Annotated in this window: 24 protein-coding genes and 1 tRNA gene; 14 read left to right on the forward strand and 11 right to left on the reverse strand. The window is 64.0% G+C overall.

Features of this window, described 5'->3' with window-relative positions; genetic code table 11:
- Positions 1-1566 (reverse strand): CoA transferase (locus VFH65_RS18940; protein ID WP_353323520.1); only part of this gene is annotated, 1566 nt, incomplete at its 3' end.
- 102 nt (positions 1567-1668) lie between these two features.
- Between VFH65_RS18940 and VFH65_RS18945 the strand changes: the two genes are divergently transcribed.
- Positions 1669-2478: a FadR/GntR family transcriptional regulator gene (locus VFH65_RS18945; protein WP_353323521.1), complete on the forward strand. Its 810-nt coding sequence runs from the start codon at positions 1669-1671 to the stop codon at positions 2476-2478.
- A 10-nt stretch (positions 2479-2488) separates the two neighbouring features.
- Positions 2489-3211, forward strand: coding sequence for an SDR family oxidoreductase (locus VFH65_RS18950; RefSeq protein WP_353323523.1), 723 nt, complete (start codon positions 2489-2491; stop codon positions 3209-3211).
- Here VFH65_RS18950 and VFH65_RS18955 read toward each other — a convergent pair.
- The 4 genes from VFH65_RS18955 to VFH65_RS18970 form a co-directional block, all read right to left on the reverse strand.
- Positions 3208-3624 carry a hypothetical protein gene (locus VFH65_RS18955; RefSeq protein WP_353323524.1) on the reverse strand — a complete coding sequence of 139 codons (417 nt, stop codon included), beginning with the start codon at positions 3622-3624 and terminating at the stop codon, positions 3208-3210. The genes VFH65_RS18950 and VFH65_RS18955 overlap by 4 nt on opposite strands.
- Positions 3602-4759 (reverse strand): amidohydrolase family protein, encoded by a 1158-nt coding sequence (locus VFH65_RS18960; RefSeq protein ID WP_353323525.1) that lies wholly within the window; start codon positions 4757-4759, stop codon positions 3602-3604. Before VFH65_RS18960 ends, VFH65_RS18955 begins: the two co-directional genes overlap by 23 nt.
- Positions 4756-5811 (reverse strand): amidohydrolase family protein, encoded by a 1056-nt coding sequence (locus tag VFH65_RS18965; RefSeq protein ID WP_353323526.1) that lies wholly within the window; start codon positions 5809-5811, stop codon positions 4756-4758. Before VFH65_RS18965 ends, VFH65_RS18960 begins: the two co-directional genes overlap by 4 nt.
- 61 nt (positions 5812-5872) lie before the next feature.
- A complete protein-coding gene (locus VFH65_RS18970) occupies positions 5873-6229 on the reverse strand; it encodes a Rieske (2Fe-2S) protein (RefSeq protein ID WP_353323527.1) in 357 nt (118 codons plus the stop codon).
- Positions 6230-6315: 86 nt separating this feature from the next.
- Here VFH65_RS18970 and VFH65_RS18975 point away from each other — a divergent pair, with 86 nt between their 5' ends.
- The 6 genes from VFH65_RS18975 to VFH65_RS19000 all read left to right on the forward strand — a co-directional run bounded on the left by VFH65_RS18975 (position 6316) and on the right by VFH65_RS19000 (position 12466).
- A complete protein-coding gene (locus VFH65_RS18975; RefSeq protein WP_353323529.1) occupies positions 6316-6618 on the forward strand; it encodes a hypothetical protein in 303 nt (100 codons plus the stop codon).
- Positions 6615-7772, forward strand: coding sequence for a Zn-dependent alcohol dehydrogenase (locus VFH65_RS18980; RefSeq protein WP_353323530.1), 1158 nt, complete (start codon positions 6615-6617; stop codon positions 7770-7772). The genes VFH65_RS18975 and VFH65_RS18980 overlap by 4 nt, the downstream gene beginning before the upstream one ends.
- A 585-nt stretch (positions 7773-8357) precedes the next feature.
- On the forward strand, positions 8358-8786 hold the full coding sequence (locus VFH65_RS18985) for an MmpS family protein (protein ID WP_353323531.1): 429 nt from the start codon (positions 8358-8360) through the stop codon (positions 8784-8786).
- Positions 8783-11689 carry an RND family transporter gene (locus VFH65_RS18990; RefSeq protein WP_353323532.1) on the forward strand — a complete coding sequence of 969 codons (2907 nt, stop codon included), beginning with the start codon at positions 8783-8785 and terminating at the stop codon, positions 11687-11689. Before VFH65_RS18985 ends, VFH65_RS18990 begins: the two co-directional genes overlap by 4 nt.
- Complete coding sequence (locus tag VFH65_RS18995) at positions 11686-12012, forward strand: DUF732 domain-containing protein (protein WP_353323534.1); 327 nt, start codon at positions 11686-11688, stop codon at positions 12010-12012. Before VFH65_RS18990 ends, VFH65_RS18995 begins: the two co-directional genes overlap by 4 nt.
- A gap of 13 nt (positions 12013-12025) precedes the next feature.
- Entirely contained in the window at positions 12026-12466 is a 441-nt protein-coding gene (locus VFH65_RS19000) for a DUF5078 domain-containing protein (RefSeq protein ID WP_353323536.1), read from the forward strand.
- A 1-nt stretch (position 12467) separates the two neighbouring features.
- Here VFH65_RS19000 and VFH65_RS19005 read toward each other — a convergent pair whose 3' ends face one another.
- Positions 12468-13730: a DUF7159 family protein gene (locus tag VFH65_RS19005; protein ID WP_353323537.1), complete on the reverse strand. Its 1263-nt coding sequence runs from the start codon at positions 13728-13730 to the stop codon at positions 12468-12470.
- Positions 13731-14143: 413 nt separating this feature from the next.
- Here VFH65_RS19005 and VFH65_RS19010 point away from each other — a divergent pair, with 413 nt between their 5' ends.
- From VFH65_RS19010 to VFH65_RS19020, 3 genes are all read left to right on the forward strand, one after another.
- A complete protein-coding gene (locus VFH65_RS19010; protein ID WP_414688452.1) occupies positions 14144-14830 on the forward strand; it encodes a cutinase family protein in 687 nt (228 codons plus the stop codon).
- A 443-nt stretch (positions 14831-15273) separates the two neighbouring features.
- Entirely contained in the window at positions 15274-15984 is a 711-nt protein-coding gene (locus VFH65_RS19015; protein ID WP_353323538.1) for a cutinase family protein, read from the forward strand.
- Between the two features lie 194 nt (positions 15985-16178).
- Positions 16179-19001 carry an RND family transporter gene (locus VFH65_RS19020; protein WP_353323549.1) on the forward strand — a complete coding sequence of 941 codons (2823 nt, stop codon included), beginning with the start codon at positions 16179-16181 and terminating at the stop codon, positions 18999-19001.
- Here the strand turns inward: VFH65_RS19020 and VFH65_RS19025 are convergent.
- Together VFH65_RS19025 and VFH65_RS19030 are read right to left on the reverse strand one after the other, a co-directional pair.
- The gene (locus tag VFH65_RS19025; protein WP_353323540.1) at positions 18961-19353 is read right to left on the reverse strand and encodes a DUF4267 domain-containing protein; all 393 of its coding nucleotides are present in this window, start codon (positions 19351-19353) and stop codon (positions 18961-18963) included. The genes VFH65_RS19020 and VFH65_RS19025 overlap by 41 nt on opposite strands.
- A 10-nt stretch (positions 19354-19363) precedes the next feature.
- Positions 19364-20668, reverse strand: coding sequence for an acyltransferase family protein (locus VFH65_RS19030; protein ID WP_353323541.1), 1305 nt, complete (start codon positions 20666-20668; stop codon positions 19364-19366).
- 150 nt (positions 20669-20818) lie between these two features.
- Between VFH65_RS19030 and VFH65_RS19035 the strand changes: the two genes are divergently transcribed.
- Positions 20819-21484, forward strand: coding sequence for a glycoside hydrolase (locus tag VFH65_RS19035; RefSeq protein ID WP_414688453.1), 666 nt, complete (start codon positions 20819-20821; stop codon positions 21482-21484).
- On the opposite strand, the gene VFH65_RS19040 is transcribed toward VFH65_RS19035, so the two are convergent.
- Positions 21462-22196 (reverse strand): TetR/AcrR family transcriptional regulator, encoded by a 735-nt coding sequence (locus VFH65_RS19040; protein ID WP_353323543.1) that lies wholly within the window; start codon positions 22194-22196, stop codon positions 21462-21464. The two genes, VFH65_RS19035 and VFH65_RS19040, sit on opposite strands and share 23 nt — an antisense overlap.
- Here VFH65_RS19040 and VFH65_RS19045 point away from each other — a divergent pair.
- Positions 22183-22602 (forward strand): nitroreductase family deazaflavin-dependent oxidoreductase, encoded by a 420-nt coding sequence (locus tag VFH65_RS19045; protein WP_353323550.1) that lies wholly within the window; start codon positions 22183-22185, stop codon positions 22600-22602. The two genes, VFH65_RS19040 and VFH65_RS19045, sit on opposite strands and share 14 nt — an antisense overlap.
- Before the next feature lie 205 nt (positions 22603-22807).
- Complete coding sequence (locus tag VFH65_RS19050) at positions 22808-23047, forward strand: hypothetical protein (protein WP_353323544.1); 240 nt, start codon at positions 22808-22810, stop codon at positions 23045-23047.
- A 194-nt stretch (positions 23048-23241) separates the two neighbouring features.
- On the opposite strand, the gene VFH65_RS19055 is transcribed toward VFH65_RS19050, so the two are convergent.
- Both VFH65_RS19055 and VFH65_RS19060 read right to left on the reverse strand, forming a co-directional pair.
- A tRNA-Pro gene (locus VFH65_RS19055) sits at positions 23242-23318 on the reverse strand.
- An 80-nt stretch (positions 23319-23398) separates the two neighbouring features.
- On the reverse strand, positions 23399-24340 hold the full coding sequence (locus VFH65_RS19060) for a sulfite exporter TauE/SafE family protein (protein ID WP_353323546.1): 942 nt from the start codon (positions 24338-24340) through the stop codon (positions 23399-23401).
- Positions 24341-24342: the final 2 nt, after the last annotated feature.

Consider the following 24342-nt stretch of genomic DNA (forward strand, 5'->3'; position numbering starts at 1 on the left):
GGCGAAGCCGACTCGGTCGCGCCACGGCCCGGTCAACCCGAAAGCCGGCATTCTGACCATCACCAGCCGGGGATTGAGCGCCAGTAGGACGTCTGCTCCAAGCCCGAACTGGTCCATCACCCGCGGCGAGAAGTTTTCGACCACCGCGTCGGCCTGGCTCACCAAGGTCTTGAACAGCCGGGCGCCGTCGTGGGACGCGAGATCGAGCGTCACAGACCGCTTGTTGGTGTTCATCGCGTGGAACACCCAGCCGTACTCCCACCAGTCGTCGACATCTGTGCGCATGCCGCCCGAATAGCGGATGCCGTCTGGACGCTGGATCGACTCGATCTTGATCACGTCCGCGCCGAATGCCGCCAGCGAGTGCGTTGCCGACGGACCTGCCCAGAACGCGGTGAGGTCCACGATCCGCACACCCGCCAATGGCCGTTCCCGTGATGACGTCGGTTCCGCGGATTGCCTTGTCGGCCAGCGGGAATCGTCGTTGGCCTCTCCGATCGAGGGTGCCTTGCGCAGCGGGGCGGGGGCCGCGACCGACATCAGCCACGGGGCCCGCGGTTGCCGAAACCCGGCGGGGTTATCGACATAGACGCCACGCTCGCGCATGTGGTCCATATCGGGAATCGTCGAACCATTGCCCAGCGGGGCGATCGGCAACCGGAACAGCTGACCGAGCTCGACGATCTCGTCGACGGTGCGCTCCCGCATCCAGGGCCCGATCTTTTCCCGTATCCAGTCGCGGTGGGCCCACCGTCCCAGCTGGAATCGAAGCTCGGGAATCTCGGTGAATTCCGGGCAGTCCACCATCGCGGCGAAGTCCAGCCACTGCTGGCCGGTCACCATGCTGATGCCGACGTAACCGTCCTTGGCCGGCTCGATGGACGGGACCTCGATGGACCGCTTGACGGGCGGCACCCCCAACAACTGCGAGTGCAGCCATTCACCGCTTTGCATCAACGTGATCGCCTCGAGCATCGAAAGATCCAGGTGCCCACCAGGACCTCCGCGGCGGACCCTCCGACGCAGCGCGAGTGCGCCATACGCGGCGAACGCGCCGGCCATGTATTCCCCGATCTCGCCGCCGATCGAGATCGGCGGGCCTGCCGGGTCTCCACGGAATCCGGTCAACCCTGACCACGCCTGCAGGGTGAACTCCGTCGCCGGGCGTTCCGCCCATGGACCTGTCCATCCGAATTCAGAGACGGTGACGACGATGCAGGTGGGCGCGGCGTCGAGCAATGCATCGGGATCGATGCCGCGCTCGAGAGCCGCGAAACGGGTCGCGGTCACGATGACGATATCCGCGCGGACCAGCAGGTCCTCCGAAAGCGTTGTTACGCTGCGCTTCCCGGCGTTGAGATAGCTGAACATCGGCGAGTCCGTACCGCTCGCCGGCACGGCGCCGCTCGCAGTGAACCGCCGCAACGGATCGCCGGTGGCCGGCTCGACCTTGAGTACATCGGCGCCCGCATCGACCAGTAGCTTGCCGCAGTACCCGCCGGCGATCCGGTCGCTGACCTCGACGACACGCAGATCCCCAAGCGGGGTAGGTGCTTCGCCGCTCACGCGCACAACCTCCCTGGTTTCTTTAGCATCTTAGTTACTATTGTCAGATAGCGGACCGTACATCCCTGGTCGGCGGCCTATCACTGTTAAGATTGCCAAGATATGACAACACTGGGAATCGGTTCCGAAGCGCGTCGTCGGCTGTCGGCGCGTAGGACCGCTGAGATCGTGGCGGACGAGATCCGCAGGCAGATCATCGACGGCGACCTCGCCGACGGCGACCTGCTCCCCCGTCAGGAAGTCCTCGTCGAGCAGTTCAACGTCAGCCTCGTGTCGTTGCGGGAAGCGTTGCGAATCCTCGAAACCGAGGGTCTTGTGTCGGTCCGGCGCGGCAACCGTGGTGGCGCCGTGGTTCACGCCCCTGCCAAGGCAAGCGCGGCCTATATGCTCGGCCTGCTGCTGCAGAGCGACTATGTGCCGCTGGCCGACCTTGGCACGGCGCTGCAGGAGCTTGACCCGATGTGTGCCGCCATTGCGGCCCGGCGCCCCGATCGCGGAGAAACGCTGGTCCCGAAGCTCAAGGAACTCAACGAGTCGATGGCCGAACACATCGAAGACGGCGCCCGCTTCACGGAGATCGGCGGGCAGTTTCACGACGAGATCGTGCGCGGATGCGGAAACCACACGATGATCGCGGTCGTTGGCAGCCTTGAGACCCTGTGGAGCAGCCACTTGCAGTGGTGGGCCAACGAGACGGCGGCGCGTGGCGAGTACCCCGCGATGAGCAGCCGTCGCATCGCGCTGACCACACACAACAAGATCGCCGACGCGATCGAAAAGGGTGATGCAGAGCGCGCGAGAAAGCTCGCGGCGCGGCATCTTGCCGATACCCAATCGTTCTTCCTGGCAGCCGATCCCGAGCAGCGAATCGTCGCATTGTCGCCGCAGGCACTGGCGCGCCGCCAACGCTGAAAGGTTCGGTGTGCGAACAGCGTTGGTCACAGGCGGCAGCGGCGGCATCGGAAAAGCCTGCGGCCGCAAGCTTGTCGAGCTTGGCTACGACGTCATACTCACCGCACGGCGTGAATCGCAGCTGAGCGCAGCGGCAGCCGACATCGGTGCACGATATGTCGTCGCCGACGCGGCCGACCCCGGGAAGTTCGAACCGGCGGTGAGCGCGGCAGGCGAGATTGATCTCCTGGTGCACGCGGCTGGGATCCTCGGCGGAACGTACGCGCGCAAGCAGACTTTCGAGCAGTGGCGGGCGACGATGTCGGCCAACCTCGATTCTTGTTTCGTCGTCACATCGGCGGCGCTGCCTCGGATGAAGGCAGGCTCGCGAATCGTGTTCATCTCCTCCTCGGCCGCCCACGAGCCGATGCGGGCACGCACGGCGTACTCCGCGTCGAAGGCGGGGATGAACGCGTTCGCGCTCGCGCTGGCCAAGGAGGTCGACCGCGACGGCATCAACGTCCACATCGTCACACCGGGGCCCGTGGAAACCGAGATGCTGCAAGATGTTCCGTTCGAGATGTATGCGATACGGGCCGCCGATGTGGCCGAGGCCGTCGCGTGGTTGGACACCGTCGACCCGTCGGTCGATCTGCCGGAAATCAGGCTGCACGCCATCACCCGAGGGCCATCGGCGCGCTCGCCGGTGGTGCCGATCGAGGTGGAGCGACGCGCCGAGTCTGCTCGCGGCTAGCCGTCGGCCAAGTAGACGTCTGATTCCATGTGGTGAACGATGCGGTATCGCCCGCCCCGCCGCACCAATAGCCAGGTGATCCAGCTGGCCCCCGTGTGCTCGAGGTCTGACTCCTGTGCCGTGAGCCGCCACCGGCTGAGCAACACCGCCCGCACCACCTTTTCGTCGACCGCGTCGCAGGTGTGCAGTGTCGATGACACTGTGGCCGCCTTGAGCCTGCCTGCGATCCGGGCGAAGTGCCGATCAAGCTCGTCGTTTCCGACCACCGGCGCGGCGTACTCCTCGCCGAGGTAGACCGGCGCCGGCCCGTCGCGGTCCCAAAGATTCGCCAGCCCATCGAAATCCAGGCTTGACCACCGCTTGTCGTATTCCCGGACCAGGTCGGTGATGTCAGATAGAGGCCGGCTGTTCACCGGGCAGCGCCTTGACCGTCGACGGCAGACCATAGAGGGAGGTGGCGTTGCCCCGCATGATGCCCTCACGCTGATCCTGCGGGAACCGCTTGAGCGCCCAGGCCGGCGAGTCGTAGCTCCAGTGCGGGTAATCCGTCGAAAACATCAGGCAGTCACCGAGATCCATCATTTCCAGATAGTCCCGGTACATCCCGACGTTGACGTCCTCCAGCGGCTGAGTGGTGAACCGGACATGCTCGCGGACGTACTCCGACGGCCTGCGACGCACGTGCGGCAGATCAGCCTTGCGCTGCTCCCAAATTCGGTCCATCCGCCACATCACCGGCATCGCCCAGGTGAATCCACCCTCGACAAACACCACCCGCAAGTCGGGATGCCGGTCGAACGCGCCGTCGAACACCAGACTCATCAGATGCGACACATACAGCAGCGGCCACGACGCGAAGAAGTCGTGCCAATGCGCGGGATTGCCGACCGGATATAGCGGAATGAGTTCGAACGGTGTCTGTCCCATCAAATGGGTGGCGACCGGAAAGCCGTGTCGCGCAGCTGCTTTGTACAACGGATCGAAATGCGGACTGCCGAACGGGATCCCACGGGTCTGCGGCGTCATGAGCACCTCGGCCATGTAGGGGTGACCGGCCCACCGCTCGATCTCGCGAGCCGCCTGATCAGGTGCCTGCGCGGTGACGCTGATGGCTCCGCGCCAACGCCCGTGCCAGTTGTTGTCGCCAAGCCAAACATCAGCGAGCCAGTCGTTGTGGGTGGCCTTCAGCACGTGTTCGGCCTGCGGTAGCTGTGCATCGCACATCGGCTCCAGCAGCGCGATACTGACACCGGCGTCGATGAGCAGTTGCTTGGCGGCGAAATCGGGGTCACTTCCCGCAATTCCGCCACCGGGAGGGCTGGCGTCGACGCGCAGTGACATCGTCTTGTACGAGTCGGGTGTGTCGTAGAAGTGCGGAATCGGTGAGACGGCGTTGCCGGTCGGCCACAGCTTGTCCCGCCACTGCGCGGGCGCATAGGACTTGAGTACCTCGGCCGACACCGGCAAGGGGTGGACGTCGGTGTCGACGATGGTGACCGCGATATCCTCGAGGACCGCATCACCTCTGCGTTCTTCTACTGTCGTCATGACAGACTTCCTTCGACTTCGGCCGTAATGCCGTATAGGTCACTTGCGTTTCGCCACAACACTTTTTCGCGCTGCTCGCCACGAAGGCCTTCCGCCACGGCCTCCGGTGCCGACGTCGACCAATGCGGGTAACTCGATCCGTACATCAGCAGCTCCGCCTTATCCGTGAAGTCCAACCATCGTTCGGCACTAGCCGCGTCGGTTGGCCCGTCGAACGCCGACGAGCAGAACCGCACGTGGTCTGGCAGGTACTGGCTCGGGTACCGGTCGACCCACGGTGTCTGGTCGCGCATCGACACCCAGAAGGTATCCAGCCGCCACATCAGCGGCGTGAGAATGTCGTAGCCACCGTCGGCGAACACGAATCGAAGGTCCCGATGGCGCCCGAACATGCCCTCGATGATGAGCGTCGCCAGATGCACGAACCCGTTCAGCGGCATGAACGCGGCGTATCCCGGGTAGGTGTAGGCGTGGCCGGCGAACGTGGGCGCGTGGTCGACGCCGTTGCCGCCGTTGATGTGCACGGCTACCGGCAGACCGTGCGCGGCGGCCGCTTCCCAGATCGGCTCGAACATCGGCTTGCCGTACGGCTCGCGCGATTGCATCGGCACGCCGACCTGCACCATCTTGGGATGATCTGCCAGCCGTTCGATCTCGTCAACCGCGCCGTTGGGGTCCTCGGGATTGACGCGGATGGTGCCCAGGAATCGACCCGTCACGTCGGGCTCCAGCCACCGGTCCAACAGCCAGTCGTTGACCGCCGCGCAGATCCGGCTGTTGAGCAGATAGTCGGCGATGTTGCCGCGCGTCAACGGGTTGAGGATCGCGTAGTCGACGCCGGCCTCCTCGAACAAGTGGCGCGACACCGTATCGGGATCGGAACCCGGGTAATGCTCGCCATAGAGATCCTGGCGGTAATCCCCACCGGGCGCCTGGTACCACTGCTGTTCGACGTCGGGAATCGAACGCAGTTTGTGCGCAGGCCCGAGATAGCGGCGGATTTCGGCGTTGTACCGGAAATGCGGTTGCACGTTGGCATCGATGACGGTCATGCGCCGGCCTCGCAGGCTCGGCCGCCGCATTCAGTGTCGATGATTCGTTCGTAAGCTTCGCTCATGCAGTCAGGTACACCTGCCCGTCGGTCACGTCGACTTCATATGTCCGGATGCGCCTGTCCGGATCCGCAACGGTCACACCCGTCGTGATGTCGAACTCCCAATTGTGCCAAGGGCATCGCACGATGCGGCCCGCCCGCACATGGCGCAGCCGCCCCGGCAACTCCGGAGCGAACTCGTTGGTGCCGCCGACGTAGCCCGCACACAGCGGCGCACCCTCGTGTGAGCAGTAGTTCGCGATGGCATACAGCGAACCGTCGATGTTGTAAACGCCCACACCGAACTTGCCTGCCTGTACCAGTTTCATGGTCCCCGGCGGGAGGTCCTCGATCGAGCACACCGGTAAGCGCCGCATCCCGTCCTCTCAGTTCCCTTGACCCAGATTACCTAAAATAGTAAAGATAGGAAAACACAGAATCGTCGAGAGTTGGGCAGGCACGAGTGACGATCAGCACCGATTCCCACGACGAGCGCACCGCGGTGGACATGGCCGGCGACCCCTATCCGTTCTTCGAGTACAAACGCAAGTCCGAACCGGTGTGGTGCGGGACCATCATGGACACCTCGATGGCGCCCCCGGAGCTGAGACCGGCGCAAGAGTCGACGCTGTTCGACTTCGAGAGCGTATTTGCGGCCTTCCGCGACGACGAGGTGTACGGCTCGGAGATGTGCAACCAGACCATCGGGTTGGTATTCGGTCCGACGATTCTCGGCATGCACGGCAAGCAGCACCGCGCGTCATGAAGAGCCGCGCCGCAATACTGCACGATGTCGGCGGGCCGTGGTCGGTCGAAGACTTCGAGCTCGATTCCCCCCGGACCGGCGAAGTTCTGGTCGAGATGGCCGCGGCCGGCCTCTGCCACTCCGACGACCACATCCTCAAGGGCGACATGTCGATGTCCAACGATGTCGCCCGCGAATACGGCCTTACCCCAATGTTTCCCCTCATCGGCGGCCACGAGGGCTCAGGAACCGTCATCGAGGTCGGCGACGGAGTAACGGAGTTCGCGGCAGGCGATCACGTGGTCATGTCTTTCGTCGCGGTGTGCGGACAGTGCCGGTGGTGCGCGACCGGCATGGAATACCTGTGCGATTACGGCGCCATGACCATGGCACCCGGGATGCCCACCGACGGAACGTTTAGGCACCACACCGCCGAGGGCCGTCCGCTCGGCCACCTTTCCAAGGTCGGCGCGTTCGCGAAACATACTGTGGTCTCGCAGAACTCATTGGTGAAGATCGAACCGCACCTGCCTCTGGTCCCTAGTGCACTGCTTTCGTGCGCGATTCCCACCGGATACGGCTCGGCCGCGAACCGGGCGAACGTGCGCGGCGGTGACACAGTCGTTGTCATCGGCGCGGGCGGAATCGGCGCCGCGGCGATCCAGGGCGCTCACATCAACGGCGCGGCACAGATCATCGCCGTCGATCCCGTCGAGTTCAAACAGAAGGCGGCCCTGGGTTTCGGAGCTACCCACAGCGTGGCCACCGTCGCCGAGGCGACCGAGCTGGTTCGTGATCTGACCTACGGGGTGATGGCCGACAGCGTCGTCGTCGCCCCGTCCCTCATCTCCGGCGACGACGTCAACAAGTGGTTGATGCTGACCCGCAAGGGCGGTACCTGCGTGCTGACCGGAATGACCGCGCAGACGACGCGTTCGGCCAAGATCGACCTGCAGAACTTCATCCTGTGGAACAAGAACCTGGTCGGCACGGTGTTCGGGTCTTGCAACCCGAAGGCCGACATCGCCAGGCTTGCGCGGCTCTACCAGACGGGTCGGCTGCAGCTCGACGAGATGATCACCAGGCGTTACCGCCTAGACGACATCAACGATGCGTACGCCGACCTGCTCAACGGCGAGATCATCCGGGGCGTTCTCGACTTCGGGCTCAGCTGACCCGGTCGAGTGGTCTAGACCTGGCCGAGCGGCCGGCAGACGTTAGATATCGGATTCCAATATTCTCCGGGTGCACAGTTCAGCGGCACCGCAGACTTGCACGTGTTGGACCCCGGATCCCACCACTGTCCGGCCGGGCAATTGAGGGGTTGCGCCACGCCCGTGGGCGACGTCACGACCGAAAGGGCCGCGATCGGCGCGAAGGCAGCCGCGACGAGTGCCGAACGACGAATGAAGTTACCCATGCCCCACATCGTTCCCTACTCTGGCCACGACTTGCACCCCCGTCGCTGAGCTTTCGCCCAAAAGTCGATGTTGAGAGTTACGTTCAGCAGCCTCTCCGGACGTGCGGCGGGTCAGCCCCATGGTCGGCGCGACGTCGGGCGCTGACCTGCGGGTTAGAGCCGCAGAGTGACTCAGATCGCACCCGCTTCGATGGAGTGAGCAGCCACACGATTACTTGAGCTAACCTAGGGCAGGGTGAGAACTTATACCGGCTAAGTTAAGGTTGGCTGAACAGCGGCGAAGACTCACATAAGACTCGAGGGCGCACATGATTGACAGAGGTCGGGGGAGATTTTTCCGGTGATCAAGGCTGCCAAACGTGTGTGGATTCCAGTTGTCATCGTCATTGTCGTCGCCATTGCGGGCTTCACCGTTCACCGGATCCGCACCTTCTTCGGCGCTGAGGGCATCATCGTCACTCCCAAGGTCTTCGCCGACGACCCAGAGCCGTTCGACCCCAAAGTGGTGAAGTACGAGATTTTCGGCAACGGAAGCTACGCCGACATCAACTACCTAGATCTGGACGCCAAGCCGCAACGAATCGACGGCGCCGCCCTGCCGTGGACGATCACGCTGCAAACAACGGCGCCGTCGGCGGCGCCCAACATCGTCGCCCAGGGCGACGGTGATTCCATCACCTGCCGCATCACCGTCGATGACGAAATCAAGGACGAAAGAACCTCTACCGGCGTGACCGCCCAAACCTTCTGCTTGGTGAAATCCGCATGAGCGCGCCGACGAGCGAGCCGACGACCGACGCCTTCCCGCCCGTACGACACGCGGCCCGGCCGTTGCTCCCGAAGATGATCCGCCGGCTGGCGATACCGATCATCCTCGGCTGGCTCGCCGTCATCGCGGTCCTGAATAGCGTTGTGCCCCAGCTGGAAACGGTCGGGCAGATGCGTGCGGTGTCGATGAGCCCCGAATCGGCGCCGTCGATGATCGCAATGAAGCGCGTCGGCGAGGTGTTCCAGGAGTACGACTCGGACAGCTCGATCATGATCGTGTTGGAAGGCCAGGAGCCGCTCGGCGACGATGCGCATGCCTTCTACGACGACATGGTCGCGAAGCTCGAAGCCGACACCAAGCACGTCCAGAGCGTCCAGGACTTCTGGAGCGATCCACTCACCGCAACGGGCTCACAGAGCAACGACGGCAAGGCCGCCTACGTCCAGGTGTACCTCTCCGGCAATCAGGGCGAATCCCTGGCAAACGAGTCGGTGGAATCCGTCCAGACCCTGGTGGAGGGCCTGCATCCACCCGACGGTGTGAAGGCATACGTCACCGGGCCCGCCGCGCTCGCGGCCGATCAGCACATCGCCGGCGACCGAAGCATGCAGATGATCGAGTTGGTCACCTTCACCGTGATCATCGTCATGCTGTTACTCGTCTACCGATCGATCATCACGGTGCTCTTGACGCTCGTCATGGTCGTGTTCCAGCTGCTCGCCGCCCGCGGCTTCGTGGCGTTCCTCGGCTATTACGAGATCATCGGGCTCTCGACGTTCGCGACCAACCTGCTTGTCACGCTGGCGATCGCCGCCGCAACGGACTACGCCATATTTCTGATAGGGCGATATCAGGAGGCGCGCGGTGCGGGTGAGGACCGAGAATCCGCGTATTACACCATGTTTGGTGGCACTGCCCACGTGGTGCTGGGGTCCGGGCTGACCATCGCGGGCGCGACGTTCTGCTTGAGCTTCACAAGACTGCCCTACTTCCAAACACTGGGCATCCCACTGGCCATCGGCATGGTGGTCTGCGTTCTCGCGGCCCTCACCTTGGGTCCCGCCATCATCACTGTGGCCAGTCGGTTCGGCAAGGTGCTCGAGCCGAAGCGGGCGATGAGGGTGCGCGGGTGGCGCAAGATTGGCGCCGCGGTCGTCCGGTGGCCGGGTCCCATTCTGGTCGCAACCATTGCGCTGTCTTTGGTTGGCCTGCTGACCCTGCCCGGCTACGAAACCAATTACAACGACCGCAATTACCTCCCGAGCGACCTCCCGGCCAACGAGGGCTACGCCGCGGCCGACCGTCATTTCTCGCAGGCCCGGATGAACCCCGAACTGCTGATGATCGAGAGCGATCACGACCTGCGCAACTCTGCCGACTTCCTCGTCATCGACAAGATCGCCAAGGCCGTTTTCCGGGTGCAGGGAATATCCCGCGTCCAGGCGATCACGCGGCCGGACGGAAAACCGATTGAACACACGTCGATTCCGTTCCAGATCAGCATGCAGGGCACGACGCAGAAGATGAACGAGAAGTACAACCAAGACCTGATGGCCAACATGCTCAAGCAGGCCGACGACATGCAGACCACCATCGACACGATGACCAAGATGCAGGGCATCACGGTCCAGATGGCCGAGACGACCCACAGCATGGTCACCAAGATGAAGGGGATGGTCGTCGACATCCAGGAATTGCGCGACAACATCGCCAATTTCGACGACTTCTTCCGCCCGCTGCGCAACTACTTCTATTGGGAACCGCACTGCTACAACATCCCGGTCTGCTTCGCGCTGCGGTCGGTGTTCGACACCCTGGACGGCATCCAGACGATGACCGACGACATCCAGGCACTGTTGCCGGACATGGAACGCCTCGACACGCTCATGCCACAGATGGTCGCGTTGATGCCTTCGATGATCGAAACGATGAAGAACATGAAGCGCATGATGCTGACCATGCATGCCACGCAGAAGGGCATGCAAGACCAGCAATCCGCAATGCAGGAGAACTCGGAGGCCATGGGCGAGGCCTTCGACGCATCGATGAACGACGACTCGTTCTATCTGCCACCTGAAGTCTTCGACAACGAAGAGTTCAAGAAAGGCATGGAGAACTTCATCTCTCCGGACGGAAAGTCGGTCCGGTTCATCATCAGTCACGACGGTGACCCCATGACGCCAGAAGGCATCTCTCGAATCGATGAGATCAAACAGGCTGCCAAGGAGGCCATCAAAGGCACGCCGCTGGAGGGCTCGAAGGTCTATCTGGCAGGGACCGCGGCGGTGTTCAAGGACATGTCCGACGGCTCGACCTACGACCTGATGATCGCGGCGATATCCGCACTGTGCTTGATCTTCATCATCATGCTGATCATCACGCGCAGCGTGGTGGCCTCCGCGGTCATCGTGGGCACCGTGGTGGTGTCGCTTGGCGCCTCGTTCGGGCTGTCTGTGCTGGTCTGGCAGCACATACTTGGCATCGAACTGCACTGGATGGTGCTGGCCATGTCGGTGATCATCCTGTTGGCCGTCGGTGCCGACTACAACCTGCTGCTGGTATCCCGGTTCAAGGAGGAGATCCACGCGGGAATCAACACCGGGATCATCCGCTCGATGGGCGGCACCGGCTCTGTTGTCACCGCGGCCGGTCTGGTATTCGCCTTTACGATGATGTCGATGGCGGTCAGTGAGCTGACCGTTATTGGTCAGGTCGGCACCACGATCGGCTTGGGCCTGCTGTTCGACACATTGGTAATCCGTTCGTTGATGACTCCGGCGATCGCGGCGCTGATGGGTAAATGGTTCTGGTGGCCGCAGCGCGTGCGCACGCGGCCGATCCCCCAGCCATGGCCCAAACCAGACGCGCCGACGCCGGCGATATCGGGAGGCGTGCAGTCATGAGACGACTTTTCGTCGGAATCGCCACTGTGGCAGCGGCATTGACCGTCGCGGCGCCTGCGCATGCCGACGTCGATACCGACTTCACCAACGAGCTGCACATCTACGGCATCTACGGGCAGAAGGATTACAACGCCTGGATCGGCAAGATCACGTGTAAGCGATTGCAAAACGGCCTCGACCCCGACGCCTTCAAGTCGGCCTGGTTCGTCCAGACGAACCTGGAAAAGGACACCACGACGGAGCAGGCGTGGCAGTTCCTCGGCGCGGCGCTTCGCACGTACTGCCCCGACAAGCTGCCGATCCTGGAACAAGCCGCGCGATAGCAAGGAGTCAGAAATGTTGGTAAAAGCGAACATTGCGATCGCCGCGCTTGGCGCCGTCGTGATGGCGCTGCCGGGAACTGCCTCCGCCGACGCCACAGACGAGTACCCGATCCCGAATCGGATAATGAGAACAACCTGCACGGTCGAGCAGTACATGGCGGCGGTTCGCGATACCGACCCGGTGTACTACGAGCGGTACATGACCGACTACAAGAACAGGCCTGCCGACGTCCAGCAGGCCGCCCGCGACCGCATCTACTGGTTCTTCTCGCTGGACTACGCTGGGCGCCGGCAGTATTCGGAGAACACCGCGACCAACGTCTACTACGAACAAGTGGCAACCCGTTGGGGTAACTGGGCGAAGCTGTTCTTCAACAACAAGGGTGTCGTCGCGCACGGTACCGACGTCTGCGCCAACTACCCGCCGAATGACCCCTCGGTCTGGACCTGGTAAATCAGGGCAACGCGCCGAAAATCGGGCTCAGCACTGAGCCGACCGGGGCCGGAGGAGGCGGCGGCGCCGGGGCGGGTTCAACCGGCGGCGCAGCGATCGGTCCAGGGGCGAGCCCGACAGCCGCTGACGGGGCATGTTGTTCGTCCACCACGGCGAGCGGCTCAGCCGCAGGAGTACTGACCGGCTCCTCCTCAACGAACTCCACTTCAGGCGCCGGAACGGCAAGGGGCTCAGACACTTCCGTCGGCATCACGGCCTGCTGCGGTTCAGCAGCCAGCATCTGGGGCGGCGCCGCGGGCCGTGGCGGGGCGGGCGACGGTACGGGTGGCGGAACCGCCTGAGCCGTAGCCAGCGTGGGTGTCGTTGTCCCAGTGGGACTTTCGAACTTTAAGGGCTGCGTATCTGTGAGAAGTCGCGGCGCCACTGCAATTATTGCGATCGCCACGGCCACCACGCCGACCGTCACGATCGCTGACAGCTTGGCGTGCGACGCGAGCCAGGACCCCATGCGCGGCGGCCTATCGCGAACCGGCGGCGCCTGCTCGTCAGCTTCGTCGTCACCTTCGTCAGCATCGGCCTCGCCAACGGCCTGCACGTCAGCGACACCCGCGTCATTCAGCAACGCCAGCGCCGCACCCCGGGCCAGGACCAACTGGGCTTCGGAGGTGCTGATGACCGGCATCGGCAGAACCTCGTCAAGCGGGCCCGCGAGCTGATCGCGATCACTTCGCGAGCCGACGAGGAGCAGGCTGTCGGGCTTTCGACGGTTCCCCGCGAATACCTCGCTCAGCCAGCGGCCCAGCCCGTCGGCGCTGGCGCTATCGCGGGAATGGGTGACGTCGATCTGAACCGCGCCGGCGACGGCGTCGACGTTCAGGACGGTCACTGCCGCGGGCTCGACGACACACACCGCGGTCTGCTCGAACCCGAGATCCCGCCCGATCCCCTGCGCCCATGCTTTGGCGGCTTGCGGCAGCCGCATCTCGACGAGGTTGTCGTAACCTGCCTCCGTCAGGGACGCCAGCAATTGCCTGGCTTCGGTCTGGACATCGTCTGTCCATGTCACGCCGATGGAGCGGATTTCATGACCGGTCGCGGCGGCGATCGCCTGGGCGCCGCGCACGGCAACCGCGTGTTGAGAGGTATCGCTTACATCGACGTCGAAAGCGTCGTGATCGAGGGTGGCGCCGTCGGCCGCGGAGCCCTCCACCAAGACCCAGCCGACACCGGTCGACGTGATCGACACTCCCAATACAGTGTCCACCCCTGGCCCCACTTTCGTCGCCGCCCCACGCTCGCGCATTGGGGGCTTTGGCTAACCGAGCATAGTTTGCTCAGCCGTCCACGTCACCCATGTTGGGGTACCAACTTGACTTCAGCGTCGTGGCATCTATCGCGCATGCGACCTGCACCGTTACTTAACTTGTCAAATATTCGAATTGGACTACGACGTCATTTGCCTTGTTCACCAAGGCTTATCGTCGCGATCGTAAATAACGCGATCCAATTCGATTCTGCGCGCGACCATCACAGCTCCGGCGAAGGCTGATCGGAGGTCGGCGTCATCAATTCGAAAACCCCACCCGCGCGAGTTACGGCACCGCGCATGGTGTTTCGGCGTTGTTGCACCCATAGACAGGGGGCGCAGCATTCGTCACGTTATGGCAGCATTGACTCGTGAACGCAAGCCGATTCCTGCGTTATCTTGGTGCAGCCCTGGCGACTTTGGCGGTAGTAAGCGCACCACTACCATCCGCGTCCGCGCAGCCATCCGCCTCACCGCAGCCGCCATGCCCCGACGTGGAGCTGGTATTCGCCCGCGGGACGTTCGAGCCACCGGGAGTTGGCGGCGTCGGCCAGGCGTTCGTCGACGCGCTGCGCTCGAAGATCGGCGGGCGGTCCCTCCAGGTGTACGCGGTGAACTACCCCGCGAGCACTGACTTTCCCACCGCCATCGACGGCGTCAGAGACGCGAGCGCTCACATCGAGGCCACCGCGGCGAACTGCCCCAAGACCAAAATGGTGCTCGGCGGGTTCTCGCAAGGCGCGGCCGTGATGGGCTTCGTCACCTCGGCCGCCGTTCCGGATGGCGTCGACGCCGCGGGCGTACCGGCACCAATGCGGCCCGAGATCGCCGAGCACGTCGCCGCCATCGCCCTCCTCGGCAAGCCGTCGAACCGGTTCATGAGCATGATCAACTCGCCGCCCGTCGTGATCGGCCCGCGCTATACGTCCAAGACCCTCGACCTGTGCATTTCCAATGATCCGATTTGCGCTGATACAGGCGACGGTGCCGCACACAACCTCTATGCCGTGAACGGGATGGTGGACCAAGCAGCGGACTTCGCCGCAACGCGCCTCTAGCCAAGGCCGAATGCTTTGGGCGTCGCCCAGTGGGGTACCCCCATGCCACGCAGCCGGGACCGGCGCGTTTCTTCTGGGAGGTCGTCCAATGCGGGGATGTTGTCGTCTTGTCGCCGGCATCCTCGTGGCATTGGCTTCCACGGCGGTCGTGACGCTTTCGACGCCGCAGGCGCACTCCTCACCGTGCCAGAAGCTCTGGTTGTGGAATCCGGCGATCAGCGAATGTAGGCCCCCGCCGCCGTGGGGACAGTCGTGGACGCGTGCGTGGGCGCCGCCACTGCCGCCCACCCCGTCGTGGGCGCCACAAGACCAGAGGCCGGTATGGGATCCCCGTTACCAGGCATGGGGTATTTGGATGGGGCCGAAATGGGTCCCGCTGTAGAGAAGGGGCATTCAATGGCGAATCGAGCATTCCCGTCGTCGCGACATGTGAGCATCGAGTTATGAGCGCGCGCCACATCGCTCGTGTCCTTGGCGCTGCGGTGGTGTCAGCCGCAGCGATCCTGCTCAGCGCACCCATCCCGTCGGCCACCGCGCAGCCCTGCCCCGACGTCGAGGTGGTGTTCGCCCGCGGCACCAGCGAGCCACCGGGAGTTGGCGGGGTTGGTCAAGCGTTCGTCGACACCCTGCGATCGCAGCTCGGCACGCAGACGATGGCGGTCTATCCCGTTAACTACGCTGCCAGCAGTGATTTTGGCGACCGTTTTGGATTCGCCAGAAGCGTCATCGACGGGATCAGGGATGCGGGCCTTCATATCGAGGCAACGGCGGCGAACTGTCCCGAGACCAGGATTGTGCTCGGTGGATTCTCGCAAGGCGCCGCCGTGGCCGGTTACGTCACCGCGGCTGCGATACCGGAGTCGGTGCCCCCCGAGTTTCGGTCGTTCATACCTAACCCGATGCCGCCCGCGATAGCCGACCACGTCGCAGCGGTCACGTTGTTCGGCACGCCGTCGGATCAGTTCATGCGCGATATCGGCGCGCCACCGATCGTGATCGGCCCGCTCTACACGGGCAAGACCATCAACTTGTGCACTCCCGAAGACACGATCTGCAATGGTGCTCCCCTAGGCGGGCCCTCGTTCGCGCACGCCCTCTACGGCGTGAACGGGATGGTCGGCGAGGCCGCAACGTACGCCGTGGGTCGGCTGTAGCCCCCCAAGCGGCGTGTGCCCTCGGCGAAGCTCACCGTGTGACGTCCTGTTCTGGTAGGACTATGCGGAAAGCAAGGCCGTAGGGAGGAGCCTGCCGAGTTGGCCAACTGGCACGTTGAGGACCGGATTTCGTGAGCGCTCCGGCCATCGACCCCGCCCCCGCACCCGAGCAGACGCGCCACACCGGCTTGGCGATGTGGATCCGGCGGCTCTCGGTCCCGATAATCATCGGCTGGATAGCCGTTGTCGCCCTGCTGAACCTCACGGTGCCGCAACTCGAAGTCGTGGGCCAGATGCGGTCCGTGTCGATGAGCCCCGACGATGCGCCGTCGGTGATCGCGATGACGCGCACCGGCCAGGTCTTCGAGGAGTTCGAGTCCGACAGCTCGGCGATGATCGTGCTGGAGGGCGAGCAGCGCCTCGGCGCCGAAGCGCACCGATTCTACAACGACATGATCGACAAGCTCGAAGCCGACACCACGCACGTCGAGCACATTCAAGACTTCTGGGGCGATCCGCTGACGGAAGCCGGCGCGCAGAGCAACGACGGCAAAGCCGCGTATGTGCAGGTGTATCTCGCCGGCAATCAGGGCGAATTGCTGGCGAACGAGTCGGTGGAGGCGGTACAGAAAATCGTCGGCGGGCTGTCTCCCCCGCCGGGTGTCAAGGTCTTCGTGACCGGACCGTCGGCGCTGGCGGCCGACCAGCAGATCGCCGGCGACCGAAGCGTCCGGATCATCGAAATGGCCACGTTCGGCGTGATCATCCTGATGTTGCTGCTGGTGTACCGGTCGATCGTCACCGTCCTCATCGTGCTCGTGATGGTGTTTCTCGGGCTGTCGGCGGCCCGAGGTGCCGTGGCGTTCCTCGGCTACCACGAAGTGATTGGGCTGTCGACGTTCGCGACCAATCTTCTGGTCACCCTGGCGATTGCGGCGGCGACGGACTATGCGATCTTCCTCGTCGGGCGCTATCAGGAAGCCCGCACCATCGGTGAGGACCGGGAAACGGCCTTCTACACGATGTTCCGCGGCACCGCGCATGTGGTGCTGGGTTCGGGTATGACGATCGCCGGCGCGACGTTCTGCCTATCGTTCACCCGGCTGCCGTACTTCCAGTCGCTTGGCGTTCCACTGGCGGCCGGAATGGTCGTGGCGGTAGTCGTCGCGCTCACCCTCGGGCCGGCGGTGATCACGGTGGCCAGCCGCTTCGGACTTTTGGAGCCCAAGCGCGCCATGCGAATTCGTGGTTGGCGGCGGTTGGGCGCCGCCATCGTCCGGTGGCCGGGCCCCGTGCTTGTGGCGACGATCGCGCTCTCGCTCGTCGGCCTGTTGACCCTGCCGGGTTACAAACCCAACTACAACGACCGCAACTATCTACCCGCCGACCTTCCCGCGAACTCGGGATACGCCGCGGCTGAACGGCATTTCTCGGTCGCGCGGTTGAATCCCGAACTGCTGCTGGTCGAAAGCGACCATGACTTGCGCAATGCGGCGGACTTCCTGGTGATCGACAAGATCGCCAAGGCCGTCTTCCGGGTACCGGGAATCGGCAGAGTCCAGGCGATCACCCGCCCGAGCGGCAAACCCATTGAGTTCAGCACGATTCCGGCGCAAATGAGCATGGGCGGCGTCAACCAGGAGATGAACCGCAAGTACATGCAGGACCGCATGGACGACATGCTGGTGCAGGCCGACGAGATGCAAAACACCATCGACACGATGAGCCGGATGATCGCGTTGATGGAAGAGATGAGCGCGACGACGCACAGCATGGTCGCCAAGACCCGCGACATGACCGTCGATGTCGCTGAATTACGGGACCACATCTCCAATTTCGACGACTTCTTCCGCCCGATCCGCAACTACTTCTACTGGGAACCGCACTGCTACAACATCCCTGTCTGTTGGTCGATGCGGTCACTGTTCGATTCGCTCGACGGCATCAACACCATGACCGACGACATCCAGGCCTTGGTCCCTGACCTGGAGCGTCTCGACTCCTTGATGCCGCAGATGGTGGCGCTGATGCCTGAGACGGTCGAGACGATGAAGAGCATGCGGACGATGATGCTGACCATGCACGCCACTCAGTCGGGCATGCAGGATCAGCAGGCCGCGATGACCGATAACCAGTCGGCAATGGGCGACGCGTTCAACGACTCCATGAACGACGACACCTTCTATCTGCCACCGGAGATCTTCGACAACGAAGAATTCAAACGCGGCATGGAGAGCTTCATCTCGCCGGACGGCCATGCGGTGCGGTTCATCATCAACCACGACGGCGACGCGCTCAACGCGGACGGCATCAAGCGGATCGACGCCATCAAGCAGGCCGCGAAAGAGGCCATCAAGGGCACCCCGCTTGAGGGGTCCAAGATCTACCTCGGCGGCACCGCCGCGGTCTACAAGGACATGCAGGACGGCAACAACTGGGACCTGCTGATCGCCGGCATCGCCGCGCTGGCGTTGATCTTCATCATCATGCTGATCATCACGCGAAGTATCGTTGCGGCTGCCGTCATCGTCGGGACGGTGGTGCTGTCGCTGGGCGCGTCGTTCGGCCTGTCGGTTCTGGTCTGGCAGCACGTGCTCGGCGTCGATCTGCACTTCATGGTGATGGCGATGGCCGTGATCATTCTGTTGGCCGTTGGTGCCGACTACAACCTGTTGTTGGTGGCGCGCCTCAAGGAGGAGATTCACGCCGGGATCAACACCGGGATCATCCGCGCCATGGGCGGCACGGGGTCGGTCGTGACGGCCGCAGGCCTGGTGTTCGCGTTCACCATGATGTCGATGGTGGTCAGCTCGCTGACCGTCGTCGCTCAGGTCGGCAGCACGATCGGGCTGGGTCTTCTGTTCGACACCTTGGTGATTCGGGCGTTCATGACACCGTCCATCGCGGCGCTGCTCGGTAAGTGGTTCTGGTGGCCGCAGGTGGTCCGGCAACGGCCTGTTCCGCCGGGGTGGCCGGCTAGCCGGAGCTCGAATCCGGAAGTCGGCGCCGACGCGTAGCGCCCCACGCTCCGACGCCCATGCCGACGACCGCACCGCCGAGACCGATGATCTGCTGACCGCGCGTGAGCTCGTTGTGGACGCTCATGCCGCCCAGCAGGTCCGCGGCGTCGGCACCACCCGAAGCCAGGAACCAGCCGCGGGTGTCTCGCCCGCGCAGCGCTGAAGCCACGAGCAGTCCGCCGATGAGCGCATCGCGGTAGCCCATCGAACGCAGCAGAAGCCGCGCCGACGGTCCAGGATCGTTGGGCTCTCCCCACAGTCGGTTCGCGCGAAGTGGGTCGACGAGGAAGGAGACGCCCGAGGCCAGGCGGATGCTGCCCGCGACGAGCGCGGCACGGTCGATGCGCATGGCTCGAAGCCTAGAGCTCAGCGCTGGATGTGGACGCGCTTATCCGAGCGAATGCCGCAGCGGCCAGAAAGCATCCGAGCGCCGTCCACCCTTCGACACCGCTGAGCCCGTTCTTCGCGAGCAGGACCAGCGCGACGCCGGCAACGCACATCAACGCGCCTGCGACGGTGGATCGGGCGCCGGTGGCTTTGACGGGAGCGTCCCACCACGGCAGCCGACGATGTTCGAGCGGTGACAGAAGCCGGAATGCCAGCGCCATGACTACCGTGAATACCAGCGCCCGCAGCGCGAGATGGGCCCAAAAGCCTGGTGCATCAACGTCATACGCGTCGAGGCCGATGGCGTGCAGAGCGAAGGTGGCAACCGCGATCGCCGGGATGTGCCAAAGGTAGAGTGTCATCGCTCCCCCGTTGCCCACCGCGACGACGTACCAGACGCGAGGGCGGGCGGCCCATCGTCGGATCGCGCCCGCGGCGGCCACGAAAAGACATGACATCCAAGTGCATTGGAGCGCGAGCAACAGCGTCGGCGGGGAAACGTTGGACATCTGCTCCACGCCGGTGACGACCAGGGAGACTTCGTATATTCCAGCGACGGCGAGCGTTACCTGCGTGGCGAATGCGGCTGCGGCAGTGACGAGCGCCGTACGCGGACCGATCAGTCGGCGCGCGTAGGCAACGCCGATCGCGACGGGGATCAGCCAGACGAACAGGAAGTTGGCGACGCCGGACATCGGTGTGCCGACGGCGAAACGAATCGCGTCGACTGCTGCCGTGGCGGCGAGGAGGCCCGCGATGAGAACGGCGAACGCGCGCCCCGTACGCAGGCGGGTCAGCGCCGGCACGAACGCGAGCACCACGAGGTACACGCCGAGGAACCACAGCAGCGCGACGGATTCGCGTCCGAGGTCCGCTGCGGACTCCGCTCCGAGAATCATGCGGGCAACGAGAATGCCGACGGTCCATGCGGCGAGGTACCAGAACACGGGCCGGCACAGTCGCTGCGCCCGAGTGACCAGCCAAGTGCCCCATGGTGTGCCGGGTCGCCAGCCGTATGCGCCGGCGGCGCCGCCTGCGAGAAAGAACAGCGGCATCACCTGGACGACCCATGTGATCGGGGTGATCGCGGGCACCTCGCCGAGCAGGTTGCCGATGCGCAGGCCGCCGGTGTCGATGGTGGCGAGCAGCAGGGCGCAGTGCCCGAACATGACGACGACCAAGGCGGCGAGTCGGGCGACGTCGACGGCGCGGTCGCGACCGGGCGTGGTGCCGTCGGCGACTGTGCGCGCGTCGGGGACGGACTTGGTGGGCGTCATGCGTTCAGCATGCCGGGCCGCGGGGTGTTGGGGATGAGTAGGACTACCCGCTCGCGCGATAATCTTCGGTACTTGCCCGTCGGCGTCACCCCGTAGACACAAGCCAGGAGACAGCGAAGATTGCCATACCGCATCGGAAACGACAGTAAAGTGCTGCGGGTGGGCAAAAACCTGTTAGCCAACGGCCGCGGCCGCTGGTTGGCACTCGCGGCATCGCTGGCCGTCTCCGCGGCGATGATCTACGCCCAAAGCACAGACACTCCGCGTCGCGCCGAGACTGCGGCGGTAGTCCCGCCAAGCCCGACCTCGATGCCGGCCGGCGCGCCGAACGCCGCCACTCCTGCTGAGGCGGAGTTGTTGGCGGCAAGCGCGCCGATCGCCAACACCCAAATCGGGTTCGCGTTGCCTGCCGGCGTCGCGCCCGAGGAGGGTTTGCAGGTCAAGACCATCTGGGCGGCCCGTGCCATCAGCGTGATGTTTCCCGAGATCACCACCATCGGCGGCTACCGCCAAGATCCGTTGCCGTGGCATCCCAATGGGTTGGCGATCGACGTGATGATCCCCAACCACGGCACCGAAGAAGGCATCGAACTCGGCAACCAGATCGCCGGATTGGCGCTGGCGAATGCGGAGCGCTGGGGCGTGCTGCATGTGATCTGGCGGCAGGGCTTCTACCCGGGCATCGGCGCGCCGAGTTGGACGGCGGACTACGGCAACGAAACGGCCAATCACTTCGACCATGTCCATATCGCCACCAACGGCGGCGGATTCCCGGACGGGGACGAGACCTACTTCATCGGCTCGATGCGTCCTTAGCCGGTAACGGCGTCGCCGCGGCCGCACGCAACCCGTCCAGCACGATGCCGATGTGGCGGCGCGACATCGCGGCCGCTTCCGGGCCGGCGTGCTCCCCTAGCTGAGCATTGAGCCAATACTCCATGAACACATCGTCGAAGGTGACGTCGTCGCGTAGCGAGCCGTCGGCTTGCGCTTCAGCGATCAAGCTTTTGGCGAGCGCGAAGCTGTCGTCACAAACTGCATTGAGAGCCGTCGAATTGTATTGCGCCCCAGTGATTACGTCACTGATTGCATGATCGGCGGTGGCCAGGGAGCACAGGCCTTCGAGGTAGGCGGCGAACCGGCGCCACGGTGTGGGCTGCGCGAGTGCATGGTCGGCGACGGCTTGCATTTCGCGGCAGACGAGATCGGGCAGGGCCGCTTCAATGAGGGCTTCACGCGTCGGGAACCGGTTGTACAACGTGCCGATGCTGACGCCCGCGCGAGTTGCGATGGCGTCCAGAGGTGCGCCCAGCCCTCGGTCACAAAACACGTCGCGCGCGGCGTCCAGGAGCTTCTCCATGTTGCGGCGAGCATCGGCACGGAGCGCGCGTTGTTCCGCCATATGCACCTCATTATCTAAGTTGACGCCGACCCTCAAGATACAGGTAGGGTTGGGTTCTAACTTGAGGATCAGGTTCAAATTATCGGGAGCATGCGTGAAACTGCCGTGGTACATGAAGCCGGGCAACAAGGTGATGGTCGCGTTGTCGCGGCTCGGGTTGGGTTTCGGCGACAAGGGGCCGGTGGTGCTGACGGTCACCGGGCGCAAGTCGGGTAAGCCGCGCTCGACGCCGGTGACGCCGATGATTGTCGACGGCAAGCAATACGTGGCGGGCGTACCAGGAGCGGACTGGATCGCCAACGTGCGGGCCGATGATCGAGCCAGGCTGGAGCGCGGTCGACGCGTCGAACACGTCCAGATGGTCGAACTGTCTGACAAGGAAGCCGCGCCGTTGCTTCGACGACTGCCGGCAGAGGTGCCCGGCTGGGTCGGCTTCCTCAAGAAGGGGCAGTTGATCACCGAGGGCACCCCCGAAGAGTTCGAGGCATTAGTCGGGACCGTACCGATTTTTCGATTCGACCCGGTCCGCTGAGCGATGGGGTCGGCGAAACACTCACCGCATCGAGCATCTCGGCGATATCGCTGAACCGACACGCGCAATTCCTGAGTCGGGCTGACAGCGTTTTGCACCTACGACCATCGGGGCGCTCTGCTGTCGGTGCGTGCGCCGGTTCCGGCACAACGGTTGTGGGTACACGCGATGTATCCAGGTCGTTCGTCGAGGAGGGCAGCATCAAATGGCTCGTCAAGAAGGCAGCCGATGGGACATCGGCATCAAGGACAACGCCATCACCCTCGAGCGGTTCGACGAGAGCGACAAGCGCGTATCCGAAGACGTGTTACAAGCTGAGGAAGCCCGCGAACTAGCCGCTCTCTTGACGAAGCAGGCGGACAAGCTTGATTCGTCCGACAAGAAGGACTCGAAAGACAAGGACGAGTCCGACAAGCATGCTTCGACCGACGATTCCGCAGACTAGAAACGTGTAGCCGCTCGTCCTCCGCAACGCGATGTGTACGGGCACCTGCGGCACGCGCCGCTTCCGAGGCCTGAGCGGATCGCTGAGGCTGTGACTTCGACCGCGCTTTCGGTGACCGTTGCGCTACATTCCCCGGCCAGATACAAGAATGACGGTGCCGTATTCTCCGGAACCGCCTTGACCTGCTCCAACTCTGGTCGGGCTGACAGGATTTGAACCTGCGACCACTTGACCCCCAGTCAAGTGCGCTACCAAACTGCGCCACAGCCCGTGGTGCTGCCAGGATCGCCGGCAGCAGGTCGAAAGCCTACCGCAGCGTGCGGCGACGCTTCCAATTCATATGGCCGCGAGTCACCGTATGCGAGCCACCTCGCGATTCTGATCCTGCTCCTGCGACGTCGCCTCGGCCTCGGGCACGTCTGGCACGAATTCCGTGGTCCGCGACGTCCGCCATGCGACAAAGACCAGGGCCGCCCACGCCACCACGATCGCCGTGTAAATGCCCGTCGACCACGGCCACTCAATGCCGAAGTAGTGGACCAGCTTCTGGCTATTGGTCAGCACGATGATGCCGCCTACCGCCGTGCCGAGCAGCGCCGGACTCACCCGGCTCACCAGCCACGCCGCGAACGGCGCGACGAGGACGCCCCCGGCAGCCAACCCGAGCACCACCGGCATGTTCTCGATGAAGTCCTCGCGCAGTCCCACCGCGAAGCCCAGCGACGCCGACGCAGCGACCAGAAACTCCGACGCACTCACCGAACCGATGACCGTGCGCGGCGCGGCCTTGCCACGCGACAGCAGCGTGCTCGTCGTCACCGGGCCCCATCCGCCGCCACCGGACGCGTCGATGAATCCGCCGAACAGACCGAGCGGCGTCAGAAACTTGGCGGTATGCGGGGTCGCGCCGGACCGAATGACCGGCGGTGTCCGCAACGAGAACCGCAGCAGCACATAGGCACCGATGACGACAAGGATCCCGGCCATGAGCGGGGCGGCGTCTTTCGTCGACAGCGACGACAGCACCGTCGCACCCACGAAGGCGCCGATCGCACCGGGCACCCCGAGTTTCAGCACGATCGACCAGTCGATGTTCTTGAATCGCCAGTGCGACACACCGGAAGCAAGCGTGGTGCCGATTTCCGCTAGGAGCACCGCCGCGCTCGCTTGCGCTGCCCCCACCCCACGGAGCACCAACAGTGTCGAAGCGGTGACGCCGAAGGCCATGCCCAAGGCACCGTCGACGAGTTGGGCTCCAACTCCGACGAGCGCGAAGATGAGAAGCGAACGCATGA

Source organism: Mycobacterium sp. (assembly GCF_035697385.1).
GTDB lineage: Bacteria > Actinomycetota > Actinomycetes > Mycobacteriales > Mycobacteriaceae > Mycobacterium.